This is a genomic window from Pseudomonas sp. MAG002Y (assembly GCF_019400845.1).
Classification (GTDB): Bacteria; Pseudomonadota; Gammaproteobacteria; order Pseudomonadales; family Pseudomonadaceae; genus Chryseomonas; species Chryseomonas luteola.
In genome coordinates this window covers 22,015-35,139 of the sequence record NZ_WOEJ01000011.1, presented here as the reverse complement: position 1 = coordinate 35,139, position 13,125 = coordinate 22,015, and the positions used below count along the sequence as shown (strand labels likewise).

The 13,125-nt window shown below is 55.5% G+C and carries 14 protein-coding genes; 11 read left to right on the top strand and 3 right to left on the bottom strand.

From position 1 onward, the window contains the following. Positions 1-26 precede the first annotated feature (26 nt). The 4 genes from lysS (at position 27) to GM154_RS16155 (ending at position 4,276) form a co-directional block, all read left to right on the top strand. Positions 27-1,529: a lysine--tRNA ligase gene (lysS, locus tag GM154_RS16170; RefSeq protein ID WP_219652790.1), complete on the top strand. Its 1,503-nt coding sequence runs from the start codon at positions 27-29 to the stop codon at positions 1,527-1,529. Positions 1,530-1,672: 143 nt separating this feature from the next. Then, complete coding sequence (locus GM154_RS16165; protein ID WP_010797609.1) at positions 1,673-2,968, top strand: flavohemoglobin expression-modulating QEGLA motif protein; 1,296 nt, start codon at positions 1,673-1,675, stop codon at positions 2,966-2,968. Positions 2,969-3,006: 38 nt separating this feature from the next. Beyond that, positions 3,007-3,744 carry a TIGR00266 family protein gene (locus tag GM154_RS16160; protein ID WP_010797610.1) on the top strand — a complete coding sequence of 246 codons (738 nt, stop codon included), beginning with the start codon at positions 3,007-3,009 and terminating at the stop codon, positions 3,742-3,744. A 25-nt stretch (positions 3,745-3,769) separates the two neighbouring features. Beyond that, positions 3,770-4,276 carry an O-acetyl-ADP-ribose deacetylase gene (locus tag GM154_RS16155; protein ID WP_219652789.1) on the top strand — a complete coding sequence of 169 codons (507 nt, stop codon included), beginning with the start codon at positions 3,770-3,772 and terminating at the stop codon, positions 4,274-4,276. Between the two features lie 55 nt (positions 4,277-4,331). Here GM154_RS16155 and GM154_RS16150 read toward each other — a convergent pair whose 3' ends face one another. From GM154_RS16150 to GM154_RS16140, 3 genes are all read right to left on the bottom strand, one after another. After that, the gene (locus tag GM154_RS16150; protein ID WP_010797612.1) at positions 4,332-5,105 is read right to left on the bottom strand and encodes an OmpA family protein; all 774 of its coding nucleotides are present in this window, start codon (positions 5,103-5,105) and stop codon (positions 4,332-4,334) included. Positions 5,106-5,151: 46 nt separating this feature from the next. After that, positions 5,152-5,595: a DUF4398 domain-containing protein gene (locus GM154_RS16145; protein ID WP_026004043.1), complete on the bottom strand. Its 444-nt coding sequence runs from the start codon at positions 5,593-5,595 to the stop codon at positions 5,152-5,154. 245 nt (positions 5,596-5,840) lie between these two features. After that, positions 5,841-6,179, bottom strand: coding sequence for a hypothetical protein (locus tag GM154_RS16140; protein ID WP_019366554.1), 339 nt, complete (start codon positions 6,177-6,179; stop codon positions 5,841-5,843). 123 nt (positions 6,180-6,302) lie between these two features. Here GM154_RS16140 and ppc point away from each other — a divergent pair, with 123 nt between their 5' ends. The 7 genes from ppc (at position 6,303) to GM154_RS16105 (ending at position 13,108) form a co-directional block, all read left to right on the top strand. Further along, positions 6,303-8,942 (top strand): phosphoenolpyruvate carboxylase, encoded by a 2,640-nt coding sequence (ppc, locus tag GM154_RS16135; RefSeq protein WP_219652788.1) that lies wholly within the window; start codon positions 6,303-6,305, stop codon positions 8,940-8,942. A gap of 275 nt (positions 8,943-9,217) precedes the next feature. Then, the gene (adk, locus tag GM154_RS16130; protein ID WP_010797616.1) at positions 9,218-9,865 is read left to right on the top strand and encodes an adenylate kinase; all 648 of its coding nucleotides are present in this window, start codon (positions 9,218-9,220) and stop codon (positions 9,863-9,865) included. Positions 9,866-10,026: 161 nt separating this feature from the next. Next, a complete protein-coding gene (locus tag GM154_RS16125; protein WP_010797617.1) occupies positions 10,027-10,215 on the top strand; it encodes a CsbD family protein in 189 nt (62 codons plus the stop codon). Between the two features lie 95 nt (positions 10,216-10,310). Next, complete coding sequence (tsaB, locus tag GM154_RS16120; protein WP_219652787.1) at positions 10,311-10,988, top strand: tRNA (adenosine(37)-N6)-threonylcarbamoyltransferase complex dimerization subunit type 1 TsaB; 678 nt, start codon at positions 10,311-10,313, stop codon at positions 10,986-10,988. Positions 10,989-11,148: 160 nt separating this feature from the next. Beyond that, a complete protein-coding gene (locus GM154_RS16115) occupies positions 11,149-11,505 on the top strand; it encodes a hypothetical protein (protein ID WP_010797619.1) in 357 nt (118 codons plus the stop codon). A 6-nt stretch (positions 11,506-11,511) separates the two neighbouring features. Continuing rightward, positions 11,512-12,369: a DUF72 domain-containing protein gene (locus GM154_RS16110; RefSeq protein WP_219652786.1), complete on the top strand. Its 858-nt coding sequence runs from the start codon at positions 11,512-11,514 to the stop codon at positions 12,367-12,369. Positions 12,370-12,415: 46 nt separating this feature from the next. After that, on the top strand, positions 12,416-13,108 hold the full coding sequence (locus GM154_RS16105) for an extensin family protein (RefSeq protein WP_219652785.1): 693 nt from the start codon (positions 12,416-12,418) through the stop codon (positions 13,106-13,108). Positions 13,109-13,125 lie beyond the last annotated feature (17 nt).

Sequence of the window (13,125 nt, the reverse complement as noted above, 5' to 3'; positions counted from 1 at the left end):
GATCCCGTGATGGAAATACCCAGACCATGAGCGAACAACCTTTAGACCAACATGCCCAAGAGCAGGAACACAACAAGCTGATTGCCCAGCGCAAGGAAAAGCTTGCAGCCCTGCGCGCCGAGCAGCGCATCGCGTTCCCGAATGACTTCCGCCGCGACAGCTACTGTGCGGATCTGCAGAAAGCCTATGAAGGCAAAAGCAAGGAAGAGCTGGCCGAAGTGGGCATCAAGGTCAAGATTGCTGGCCGCATCATGCTCAACCGCGGTGCGTTCATGGTTCTTCAGGACATGACCGGCCGGCTTCAGGTTTATGTAGACCGCAAGAAGCTGCCAGCGGAAACGCTGGAAGCCATCAAGACCTGGGATCTGGGCGATATCATCGCGGCCGAGGGCACACTGGCCCGCTCCGGCAAGGGCGACCTGTATGTAGACATGGACAATGTTCGTCTGCTGACCAAGTCTCTGCGTCCTCTGCCTGACAAGCATCACGGCCTGACCGATACCGAGATGCGCTACCGTCAACGCTACGTCGACCTGATCGTCAACGACGACGTCCGCCATACATTCCGTGTACGCTCGCAGGTGATCGCTCACATTCGCCAGTTCCTGCGGGATCGTGACTTCCTCGAAGTCGAAACGCCCATGCTGCAGACCATTCCAGGCGGTGCGGCGGCCAAGCCCTTCGAGACGCATCACAATGCGCTGGATATCGATATGTTCCTGCGTATCGCTCCAGAGCTTTATCTGAAGCGCCTCGTAGTAGGTGGCTTCGAGCGCGTCTTCGAGATCAACCGCAACTTCCGTAACGAAGGCGTATCGACTCGGCATAACCCCGAATTCACTATGCTTGAGTTCTACCAAGCGTATGCCGATTACGAAGACAACATGGACCTGACCGAGGAATTGTTTCGCGAGCTGGCCATGGCGGTTCTGGGTACCACCGATGTGCCGTACCAAGGCAAGGTCTTCCACTTCGGTGAGCCGTTTGCACGCTTGTCCGTGTTCGACTCGATCCTGAAGTACAACTCCGAGATCAGCGCTGATGATCTGCGTGACATCGAGAAAGCACGTGCGATTGCCAAGAAGGCCGGTGCGGACGTCAAGGGCTTCGAAGGGCTCGGCAAGCTACAAACCATGATTTTCGAAGAGCTGGTCGAGCACAAACTGGAGCAGCCTACGTTCATTACTCAGTATCCGTTCGAAGTCTCTCCGCTGGCCCGTCGTAACGACGACGATCCAAGTGTGACTGATCGCTTCGAGCTGTTCATCGGTGGCCGTGAAATCGCCAATGCCTATTCCGAGCTTAACGATGCGGAAGACCAGGCTGAGCGCTTCCACGCTCAGGTGGCCGATAAGAACGCCGGTGATGACGAAGCCATGCATTTCGATGCCGACTTCGTGGCGGCGCTGGAGTACGGCATGCCGCCAACGGCAGGTGAGGGCATCGGTATCGATCGTCTGGTCATGTTGTTGACCGACTCTCCGTCGATCCGTGACGTAATTCTGTTCCCGCATATGCGCCCGCTGTAAGCAGTTGCTGTAAACAAAGAACCGCCTTTATGGCGGTTCTTTTATTTCTGGCGTACCGAGATCTGTCGAACCGCCGTCTACCCAGGCAGTCGATACGCTATCCTGCATACGTCAGGGTTTGTCTTCCCTGTAATGAGGTGGGCATGAATTCACGCAAGGTGAAAAACCAGTACCAAGAGACGATTCGCACGCTTTCCGATCGTATCGTGGCGGCCCAGGCCCCCATCCGGATTCTCGATGCGGTGAAGTGGGAGGATGAGGTCAAACAGCGCTTTCTCGATGGCAAGGGCAAGATGCTACCCCCGGTGGATCGCGCCTACTATGAACAGCGGCCGTTAGGGTTCGACCCGGATGAGGTCAAGGGCGAGTTTCAAAGCATCGAGCGGGAAGTGACCCGGCACCTGGGGCAATTCAGCCCGGTGGGGCAAATCATGCGGCGTATGTGTCGTGAGTACCGCATGGTCGTGCGGATGCTTCAGGCGCGAGGGACGCGAGATTTTGGCCTGATCTCACAGGAACTCTATGGGGCAGCGTCCGATGCCTTTCATGCCGGTGACCCGACTCTGGCGGATCTAGGCATGATGATGTCGGATTATCTGAACAACATCGATAAGCGCAGCGATCTCAAAGACGAGCCCAAGACACTCACCGCCAAGGAAGCTGCACCGATGCTGCAGCAGCGCCTGAATGCAGTATTTGGAGAAGACGAAGGCACTATCCGTGTGTTCGAATCAGATGGAATCGTTGCCGACGCTGCCGCAGGTGCGGATTACATCAAGATCCGGGCGGACGCCATGTTCAACGAACGTGATATTCGTGCGTTGGAGGTTCATGAGGGGTTGGTCCATGTCGGGACAACACTGAACGGTCAGAATCAGCCGATCTGCACCTTTCTCTCGAAAGGACCGCCATCGTCCACCGTTACGCAGGAAGGCTTGGCTATCCTCATGGAGGTCATCGCCTTTACTTCTTACCCTTCACGCCTGCGCAAGCTGACCAATCGTACCCGTGCTATTCACATGGCAGAGGAGGGTGCTGATTTTCTGGATGTCTTCCGCTTCTATGAGGAGCAGGGTTACAGCCTGGAGGATGGTTACCAGAACGCCAGTCGCGTATTCCGCGGTTCTACACCTTCCGAGTTACCGTTTACCAAAGACCTCTCCTATCTCAAGGGCTTCATTCTCATCTACAACTACATTCAGCTGGCCGTTCGTAAGGGTAAGGTAGAGCAGATTCCCCTGTTGTTTTGTGGCAAGACCACCCTGGAAGACATGCGCATCCTGAGCCAGCTGGTTGAAGAGGGTCTGGTCGCGCCGCCCAAATACCTGCCGCCCCAGTTCCAGGATCTCAATGCCTTATCGGCCTGGATGTGTTTTTCCAACTTCCTGAACCATCTCAGCCTGGATCGAATCGAAGCGGATTACGCCAATATCATTTGACCACGCCGACGCCTTGTGTCGGCTTACAGGAGTAAGCCATGCCCAGTCATGAGATCGATTACCGCATCATTGGTGAGTCCATGCAGGCGGTGGAAATCGGACTTGATCCCGGCGAGACCGTTATCGCCGAGGCAGGTGCCATGACCTATATGGAGGAGGACATCGATTTCACTGCCCGCATGGGGGACGGATCCGGCGGAGTGCTGGGCAAGCTGTGGAGCGCTGGTAAACGCATGATGGGCGGCGAATCGCTATTCATGACGCACTTCACCAATGAGGGGAAGCGCAAGCGTCATGTAGCCTTCGCTGCGCCTTATCCAGGACACGTTGTGCCGGTTGACCTCTCAGCTATTGGCGGTACGCTTTTCTGTCAGCGCGATGCCTTCCTCTGTGCTGCGCTAGGTACACGTGTAGGCGTAGCGTTTACCCGCCGCCTGGGGGCCGGCTTCTTTGGTGGTGAGGGTTTCATCCTGGAAAAGCTGGAAGGCGATGGTCTGGCCTTCATGCATGCGGGCGGTACGGTCATTCGCAAAGAGCTCAATGGGGAAACGCTCCGTCTTGATACCGGGTGTCTGGTTGGTTTCACCGAAGGTATCGATTACAGCATTGGCTTGGCAGGCGGCCTACGCAGCATGCTGTTTGGCGGTGAGGGCTTGGTATTGGCAACCCTAAAAGGACACGGCTCCGTATGGGTCCAAACGCTCCCTTTTTCACGTCTCGCTGAGCGCGTCTATGAAGCAACGACCAAGGCGCAAGGCGAGAAAGGCAGTGAATAGCCATCCATCGCTCGTAGAGGTTTGAATGAAAATTCGGGTATGGCGAGGGGATATTACCGCGTTAGATGTTGATGTCATCGTCAACGCGGCGAATGAGCGTCTGCTAGGCGGGAGTGGCGTTGATGGCGCGATTCACCGGGCAGCGGGTCCTGAACTCTTGGAGTATTGCCGACGACTGGGCAGATGCCCGGTAGGAGAAGCCAGGCTTACGCCTGGCTTCAATCTTCAGGCCCGCTTTATCATTCATACTGTCGGGCCGGTTTGGAGCGGAGGCAATTCAGGTGAGCCCGAGCAGTTAGCGCGGTGTTATCGAAACACGTTGGCGCTGGCTGAAAGTATCGATGCCCGTACCCTGGCCTTTCCTGCGATCAGCTGTGGTGTCTATGGATATCCTGCGGAGCAAGCGGCACGCGTTGCGGTATCCGTTCTCCAAGAGCCCAGACCGGAAGGTAGCTCGATTCGTGAAGTCATCCTGGTAGCGTTCTCCACTGAAATGGCAGGGGTATTAACTAACGCTACGCTCATTGATTGATCACCCGCCCATAAAAAAAGCCCGGCATTAGCCGGGCTTTTAGGATGGTCACCTATTACATGCGTGGTGCAACCGGATTCGCGTCGTTGGAAATAGTAACCTCTACGCGACGATTCATGGCGCGATCAGCTGCGGTAGAGTTGCTAGCTACCGGGAATGCCTTGCCATAGCCTCGGGTTACGATGCGATTAGGTGATATGCCCATGCTGACCAGCGCGGTCTTGATAGCATTCGCACGACGCTCGGACAGCTGCTGGTTGTACGAGTCGGAACCTGTGCTATCAGTGTAGCCTTCAACAATGACCTGGCGTTCTGGGTTCTGCTGCAGGAAGCTGGCTAGCTGCTGAACGTTGGTCATGCCTGCGGGCTTAAGTGTGGCCTGGTTCAGATCGAATAGTACGTTGCCAAAGGTTACGACAGTACCACGATCCGTCTGCTTGGCGTTAAGCTGGCTTTGCAGCTGCTTGAGCTGTGCAGTACGGGCATCCAGACGAGCCTGGGTACGCTGTGCGTCAACGCCTTGCAGCTGCTGCTCGGTCATGCGCAGCTTGACAGTTTGCATGGCCAGTTGAATGCGCTGGTTGGCCAGGTACGCTAGTTGGTCGACCTTCTCCTGCTTGTCGCCTTCACGGTAAGCACGGCTGGCCTTGTCTACCCAGTCACCAGCATCCTTGGTTTCCAGCGCAGCCAGCTGAGAGGACTGAGGCTGGGATTGTAGTGCTGCATAGTCAGCCTGGGCCTTCTCAAGGTTCGGGTTTGGTGGAGTCGAACAGGCAGCCAGGGCGATGCTCAGGGCAGATACGGCAGGGATAAGAAACTGTTTACGCATAACATTCATCCTTTAGGCATAAGACGGGAATAGGGGATGGGTCAGCTTATTGCTGGCGTTGGTTCTGCTTTTGCTGCAGCTCGCCGTTGATCATCCCTTCCTCGCGGATCTGCTGAATGCTCTTCTGAGCGTCCTGGAGGGCTGCATCAGCCTTGGCAGCCTGGGTCTTGCGAGTTGCCAGACGTGCGTCCCACTCGGCCTGCTCGGCCAATTGCTTGGCTTTTTCGTAGTTCTTTTCGTTCAGTGCTGTTTGAGCCTGTGTCCACTTGTCCTGGGCAGACTTGGTTTCCAGCGGAGCGTACTGATTGCCGCCACCACTTACCGCTTCATTGACTGCGGATTGAGTAACGGCCATCTGCTCACTAGGCGGATCACCTGCGCAGCCGGTCAGGATCAGTGCACTGCCTAGCGCCAGTGCAGCGAATTTCAAACCACAGGCTTTTTGTATCGATTTCTTGGCAGTCAATGTATTCATAGGGCTCAGCTCCATTAATAGTCCGAACAGCTAAATTGTTCCCTGGCTGACAGGGTAGCCGAGGCCTTTTATTACCTTCGCTATTTATCGGATCGAAGGTTATTGACAAAAAGCCTCTCATTTACTGGCTAACGTATGGACCGCTTCAAGTCACGAAATGTTCATCCCTTGTCTAAAAATCCATAGCACGCTAAGCGGTAAAACGGCATTTCAATCCAGCTAATGGCTTGTTCTGGCTAGGGTTATTGTGCGTCTGCCGATCATGTGGACGAATCGTTTTTGTTGAGCTCAGCCAGGTGCTTCTTCGACAGTTCCAGAAAGCGTGGCGTAGGGCCAACATCTTCATAAAGTGGATCACCCAGCTCGTCCGTTGCTACGACTCGCTGTCCCTTGACATAGGGAAAGCTGGCTTCAAGCTCCTCTAGCGCCGCGCCTACCAGCTCAGCCAAGAGTTCTTCTACGCTACGCTTTGGATACATTTCGTGGAGGGCATGCAACCGGGCCGCGGATTCAAGGTCCAGAACCAAGTTGTAGTGTGCGTGGGCCATACGGCCTGTAGCGTTCTGCTCCCATTCCTTTACGAGCTCGCTGATCTTCATGAGAATCTCCTTCGACTGACCGTTTCGTTGCAGTTCTACAAAAGCTAGACAGCAGAGTGTCGTACGAGGTCCCTGGCGCAGGTGTGCTAGAACAACAAAGAGAACAACGAAAGAGGGATAAACATGGTCGTCGAGATTGATGTTCGTCTGCGGGAAGATGTTCACCGACTGGGAGAGCTGTTAGGGCAGACCATTTCCGATCAGTATGGTCCTGCCTTTCTGGAAAAGATCGAGCGTATCCGAAAGGGCGCGAAAGCTTCGCGTGGCGGGTCGCTCCGTGGCGAAAGACAGCTGTCCGAGACGCTCAATTCGCTGGATGAGTCCGAGCTGCTACCAGTTGCCAGAGCCTTCAATCATTTCCTGAACCTGGCCAATATCGCCGAGGAGTATCACCGTATCCGTCGGCGTAGCGCTGGCGAGCCGGCAACGCTGGAAGACCGGGTGCTCCAGGAAGTTCTGTCCCGGCTCAGACAGGCGGGGCACACTGGGCCAAAGCTTGCCGAGCAGCTGTCTCAGCTGAGTGTCGAGTTGGTTCTCACGGCGCATCCAACGGAGGTTGCTCGCAGAACGCTGATTCAGAAGTACGAGGAGATTACCGAACAGCTGGCCGCCCAGGATCACGATGATTTGACGGCTGCCGAGCGGCACGAGGTTCAGCAGCGACTGCGCCGCCTCATTGCGGAAGCCTGGCATACCGAAGAGATTCGCCGACAGCGGCCCACGCCTGTCGATGAGGCCAAATGGGGATTCGCCGTTATTGAAAACTCCCTTTGGCATGCAGTACCCAGACTGCTGCGGCAAGTAGACGAAACCTTACAGGAGGCTACTGGAGAACGTCTGCCGTTGCTGGCAACGCCTGTTCGATTCGCTTCCTGGATGGGCGGCGATCGTGATGGGAATCCGAATGTAACGGCTACGATAACGCGCGAAGTGCTGCTGTTGGCGCGCTGGATGGCGGCCGACTTGTACATGCGTGATGTAGACCGCCTTGCATCGGAGCTTTCCATGCAGCGTGCCTCGGCTGAACTCATGGCAGAGGTAGGTGATACACCTGAGCCGTACCGCGCCCTGCTCAAGCAACTACGCGAGCGACTCAAGGCCACGCGCGACTGGGCTGCCCGAGCCGTTCATGAGCCTCATATCCCCAGCACAGGGGTGCTTGAGCACAATGAAGAGCTCCTGGGACCTCTCAAGCTCTGCTATGAGTCGCTCCATGCTTGCGGAATGGGCGTTATCGCTGACGGGCCGTTGTTGGATGCGTTGCGTCGCGCTACTACCTTCGGGCTTTTCCTGGTGCGGCTGGATATCCGTCAGGATTCGACCCGCCATGCGTCAGCCATGAACGAAATTACAGAATATCTGGGGCTTGGCAGCTATGCCGACTGGGATGAAGCGCGTCGGCTGACGTTTCTGGAAACCGAGCTTTCCAATCGCAGACCCTTGCTGGCACCGGATTACACGCCCTCGGCAGACACTGCCGAAGTGCTTGCAACCTGCCGTGTAATTGCCGAGTCACCTGCAGCAGCGCTGGGGTCTTATGTGATATCGATGGCGGGCTCAGCGTCAGATATCCTGGCCGTGCAACTCTTGCTCAAGGAAGCAGGCGTACGTCGACCCATGCGGGTGGTACCTTTATTCGAGACACTGGATGATCTTGATCATGCAAGCGAGGTCATTGAAAGCCTGCTGGCGCTGCCGGGCTATCGCGAACGGCTTCAGGGGCCCCAAGAGGTCATGATCGGCTATTCCGACTCGGCCAAGGATGCAGGAACCCTGGCTGCGGCCTGGGCGCAGTATCGTGCCCAGGAAGCCTTGGTAGACATCTGCAGCCGGCAGGGTATCGAACTCATCCTGTTCCATGGGCGCGGAGGCACGGTGGGACGCGGTGGCGGTCCTGCCCATGAGGCGATCCTTTCGCAGCCGCCAGGTTCGGTCTGCGGCCGTTTCCGGGTAACGGAGCAGGGTGAGATGATACGCTTCAAGTTTGGTCAGCCCGATATCGCGCGGCAGAATCTCAACCTTTACCTGGCTGCTGTCTTGGAGGCTACATTACAGCCACCTCCAGTCCCTGAGCCGGAGTGGCGGGCTGACATGGATCGTCTGGCTGCAGACAGCCTGAAGGCTTATCGTGGCGTGGTGCGGGAGCATCCTCAGTTTGTTGACTACTTCCGCAGGGCTACGCCTGAGCAGGAACTGGGCCGTCTGCCCTTGGGCAGCCGCCCGGCGAAGCGTCGTGAGGGCGGGGTGGAAAGCCTGCGTGCCATCCCCTGGATTTTTGCCTGGACACAGACCCGCCTGATGTTGCCTGCCTGGTTGGGCTGGGAAACAGCGTTGGCTAGGGCCTTGGAGCGGGGTGATGAACAGCGGTTACAGCAGATGCGTGAGCGCTGGCCGTTCTTTCGTACTCGCATCGATATGCTGGAAATGGTTTTAGCCAAGGCTGACGGAGACATTGCCCGGCTCTATGACGAGCAGTTGGTGCCGGAGCAGTGGCGTGCGCTAGGGCAAGAGCTCCGCGACCTGTTGTCGCAGGCGGAGCGCTCTGTACTGCGTCTGACCGGCCAGGCCGAGCTGCTGGCTCACAACCCTCAAACGCGGGCGTTCATTGCCGTACGTAATATCTACCTTGATCCGCTACACCTGCTTCAAATCGAGCTGCTGGAACGTTCTCGACAAGCTGGAGAGGGCACGGCAAGCCCCCTGGATCAGGCCCTGCTGGTCAGCGTTGCAGGCATTGCGGCAGGCCTTCGCAATACGGGTTGAGGGCCGGTCCTGTTGTTTGAAAACGTCCTGTCTGCTCCTCATGAGGGAGCAGCAGGACGGTCAGCCAGGCAATCCTTCCATTTCATCTGGAAAGCACGAATAAATCCCTGCGACTTTTAGTGGCTTGTGCCCCCTCGTGATGCTGTGTATTTTGAATCCCCTTGACCGTCAAACGGCCAAATAAAACATCGAGACAGCCTGAGGATCGCAATGGCTCTGTTGAGCGGGCCACTTCAAGGCAAGTCCTGGATACCATCATTTAAGGAGCGACGTGCATGCGCGTGATACTGCTAGGGGCGCCCGGTGCCGGTAAAGGTACTCAGGCTCGGTTCATTACCGAGAAGTTTGGCATTCCGCAAATTTCCACTGGGGACATGCTGCGTGCTGCCGTCAAAGCCGGGACTCCGCTAGGTCAGCAGGTCAAAGGCGTCATGGACAGTGGTGGCCTGGTTTCCGACGAGATCATTATTGCCTTGATTTCCGAGCGTATTCTGGAAGCCGATTGCTCCAACGGCTTCCTCTTTGATGGTTTCCCTCGCACCATTCCACAGGCCGAAGCGCTGAAGAATGCTGGCGTCACCATCGATCACGTGCTTGAAATTGCCGTGGATGATGAAGAGATCGTCAAGCGTATGTCGGGTCGTCGCGTACACCCGGCTTCAGGTCGTGTGTACCATACGCTCTACAATCCGCCGAAAGTCGAAGGTAAGGACGACGAAACCGGAGAGGATCTCGTTCAGCGTGAAGATGACAAAGAAGAAACCGTACGTAAGCGTCTCGATCTGTACCATTCCCAGACCAAGCCGCTGGTAGACTTCTACCAGAAGCTAGCAGATGCTGAAGGTACGCCGAAGTGCAGCCGGGTTGAAGGTGTCGGGTCCGTCGAATCGATTACGGCCAAGGTACTCGAAGCGCTCAAGTAAAGGCGTTTCTATCTGTTGCCAAACGGTCCTTTCAGGGCCGTTTTTAGTATCTGAAGGGAAAATGCAAAAAAGCAAAAGCCAGCCTCTCAAACAAGAATAGTTGAACTCCTCTGTCTTGCGCTCAGTCCTAATAAGGCACACAACGAAATTAGGAGAACGCTATGAGCAGCACAACAGATAAGATCAAAGGCACTGCGAACGAAGTAGCGGGTAAAGCCAAGCAAGGTGTAGGTGAGGCCACCGATAATCAGAGCCTCAAGAATGAAGGCGATACCCAAGAGATCAAGGGTAAAGGCCAAAAGGTGGTTGGCGATGTCAAAGATGGCGTCAAGAAAGCCGGCAACCTGTAAGTATTAGAGATTCGATCAACGGCCATCTTCGGATGGCCGTTGTCGTTTCTGGAACTTATACTGGCAGACTTTGCTGTTTTGTCTGGATACCACCGATGCCTACGCTGTTGGCCATTGATACTGCTACCGAAGCCTGTTCTGTTGCGCTCCTCCATGAAGGAAGCGTCATGTGCCGCTATGAAGTGATTCCCCGTATGCATGCACAGAAAGTGCTGCCCATGGTTCAAGAACTCATGGCTGAATCAGAACTTGCGCTAACGGCCATAGACGCCATCGCATTCGGTCGCGGTCCTGGCGCATTTACCGGCGTGCGTATTGCGATTGGTGTTGTTCAAGGCCTGGCTTTCGGTCTGGACCGGCCAGTGCTGCCGGTATCCAATCTGGCTGCACTGGCGCAGCGGGTTTATCGTGAGCGAGGCGTTAATCAGATAGCCGCCGCTATCGATGCACGTATGGATGAAGTTTACTGGGGTTGTTATCGCTTGGAGCAGGAGGTGATGCAACTGGTTGGAGTTGAAGCGGTGCTTCCTCCCGAGCAGGTGCAGCTTCCAGCAGGCAGTGCAGGAGAATGGTTTGGAGCTGGTACAGGATGGGGGTATGTTGGCCGCATAGCGGCTCCTGTTGCCGAAACGGATGGTAATCTTCTGCCCCATGCCAAGGATATCCTGACCCTGGCGACGTATGCATGGAGTCAGGGAGGCGCCGTACCAGCAGAAGAAGCGCAGCCTGTCTATTTGCGTGATCAAGTTGCCACGCCTAAGCAGCCACGCTGATCCGGCCTCGACAGCAACAGGCGACAGGCGGTAAAACCCTGTGTGTATTACTGAGGTCAACAGATGAACTGCTGATTTCATCGACCGTATGGTATTTGAGATAGTTTGCTAAGCGCAGGCGATCTCATACAGTGGCGATACTGGCAAAAGGGCATTAATCATGCGTATCGATAGCTACACTTCCTCTTACTCATTAGATCGTCCTGGTCGTAATCGGGCGGACAGCTCGTATCATGAGATACAGAATGAGGAAGAAGTCCGTCGTGAGCAGCCCGCTACGGGTAATGTTTCCTCGCAGGGGTTGGGTACTGCGCCACTGATTCGCAGAGTCGAGTCAACCCAGCCAGATGATGAAGTGACCAGTGATGCTCAGCTGCTGACAGCGCGGGAATATGTTCTCTATGAACAGCCGATCAGCGCCCGTAGCGCACGGGCCATTGCCAGTTACGATAGCATTGCCATGCTGCCACGAGATACCGGGGCCGCTCAGGTAGTAGGCCTGGACTTTTATGTCTGAAGCTTGATGCTGCCTTATTATATTGGTTGCCCATCATGGAGTGATCCTCACTGGCGAGGTTCACTCTATCCAGCATCTACACGATCCTCGGAATTTCTTCCGCGCTATGCTCAGGTGTTTAACGCGGTAGAGGGAAACACCACGTTCTATGCCGAGCCCTCTGTCGAGACGGTATCGAGATGGGCTGAGTTGATGCCGGATCACTTTCGCTTCTGCGCCAAGTTTCCTCGCGAGATCAGCCATGACGGTGATCTAAGAGCCTGCTTATCCCATGCGCATTCCTTCATGCAGCTGCTGGTCCCGTTAGGGAGGCGTGTCAGCCCATACTGGCTTCAGTTTTCTTCAAACTTTGGTCCGAATCGACTGGCAGAGCTGGCTGATTTTCTGGATGCACTGCCTTCCTCAGGGCGAATAGCAGTAGAGGTGCGACATGACGATTTTTTCAGCAAGGGTATGGCTGAGCGTGAGCTCAACAATTTGCTGATGGCCAGAAATGTCGAGCGTATCGGACTGGATTCCCGTGCCTTGTTCAGTAGCGAACCGGTCTCCGAGGTCATTCGTGACGCGCAAGCCAAAAAGCCTCGCGTGCCTGTCCGTGTTCCTGCTTTTACCCAATCACCACAGATCCGCTTCATTGGTCGGTTGGAACTTGAGGCCAATGATATCTATCTAGAACCTTGGGTGAATAAATTTGCAGAGTGGATCAAGGAAGGGCGTACTCCTTACATATTTCTGCATACACCTGACAACCGTCATGCTCCTGAACTTGCCATGCGTTTTCATGCGCAACTGCAGGAGCGCTTGCCGGAACTACCGCCATTGCCAGTCATGGCTGAGCCTGTCGAGCAGCTAGGCTTGCTGTAAGCCAGATCATATACGCCAGTCATGACCGCTCACTGTCAGGACAGGTATGCGTTACGTCTTTGCTCTAATGTGCTTGATCATTCTGGTGGCCGGGATCGGTCTGGCCTATGACTGGATCCGTGTTCCGCCTCAATGGAATCCATTTAAGCCGCTTGATGTGCGACAGCCACCCAATTTTCTGACCCGATACAAGCTGATAAGGCTGCAACACGATCCTGAGCTATGCGCACAGGCGTTGCAGACGTCACCGCTGCGCTACGCCCAGATGCCTGCTAATGCCGGGACCAAGCAGTGCCCGCTGGAGAATGTCGTTAGGGTGCAACGCTCCAATGTAGCCTTCAGCGGCAGTTTCCTTGCGACATGTCCTTTAGCAACAGCCTACGCCTTGTTTGAACTGCACACGTTACAACCAGCAGCAGAGGCCGTTTTCGGGCAGCGTGTCGTCAGTGTCGAGCATTTTGGAAGTTTCGCCTGCCGCAATATTTATCATCGTGCCAATGCCCGTCGTAGTGAGCATGCTACCGCCAATGCGTTGGACTTGGCTGGCTTTCGCCTGGAGAACGGACAGCGCATTACCGTAGCGCGTGATTGGAAAGGGGACGATAGCAAGGCACGGTTCTTACATTTGCTTCGAGAAGGAGCCTGTAAATCCTTTAACACGACGCTGTCTCCAAATTACAACGCGGCGCACCATGACCACTTTCATCTCGACATGGGGGGCTTCCATGTGTGCCGTTAAGCGTGCCTATCCGGCAG

Excerpts from the sequence above, each read along its gene's own strand:
- lysS (WP_219652790.1), top strand. The coding sequence starts at position 27 with ATGAGCGAACAACCTTTAGACCAACATGCCCAAGAGCAGGAACACAAC.
- GM154_RS16165 (WP_010797609.1), top strand. The coding sequence starts at position 1,673 with ATGAATTCACGCAAGGTGAAAAACCAGTACCAAGAGACGATTCGCACG.
- GM154_RS16160 (WP_010797610.1), top strand. The coding sequence starts at position 3,007 with ATGCCCAGTCATGAGATCGATTACCGCATCATTGGTGAGTCCATGCAG.
- GM154_RS16155 (WP_219652789.1), top strand. The coding sequence starts at position 3,770 with ATGAAAATTCGGGTATGGCGAGGGGATATTACCGCGTTAGATGTTGAT.
- GM154_RS16150 (WP_010797612.1), bottom strand. The coding sequence starts at position 5,105 with ATGCGTAAACAGTTTCTTATCCCTGCCGTATCTGCCCTGAGCATCGCC.
- GM154_RS16145 (WP_026004043.1), bottom strand. The coding sequence starts at position 5,595 with ATGGAGCTGAGCCCTATGAATACATTGACTGCCAAGAAATCGATACAA.
- GM154_RS16140 (WP_019366554.1), bottom strand. The coding sequence starts at position 6,179 with ATGAAGATCAGCGAGCTCGTAAAGGAATGGGAGCAGAACGCTACAGGC.
- ppc (WP_219652788.1), top strand. The coding sequence starts at position 6,303 with ATGGTCGTCGAGATTGATGTTCGTCTGCGGGAAGATGTTCACCGACTG.
- adk (WP_010797616.1), top strand. The coding sequence starts at position 9,218 with ATGCGCGTGATACTGCTAGGGGCGCCCGGTGCCGGTAAAGGTACTCAG.
- GM154_RS16125 (WP_010797617.1), top strand. The coding sequence starts at position 10,027 with ATGAGCAGCACAACAGATAAGATCAAAGGCACTGCGAACGAAGTAGCG.
- tsaB (WP_219652787.1), top strand. The coding sequence starts at position 10,311 with ATGCCTACGCTGTTGGCCATTGATACTGCTACCGAAGCCTGTTCTGTT.
- GM154_RS16115 (WP_010797619.1), top strand. The coding sequence starts at position 11,149 with ATGCGTATCGATAGCTACACTTCCTCTTACTCATTAGATCGTCCTGGT.
- GM154_RS16110 (WP_219652786.1), top strand. The coding sequence starts at position 11,512 with ATGCTGCCTTATTATATTGGTTGCCCATCATGGAGTGATCCTCACTGG.
- GM154_RS16105 (WP_219652785.1), top strand. The coding sequence starts at position 12,416 with ATGCGTTACGTCTTTGCTCTAATGTGCTTGATCATTCTGGTGGCCGGG.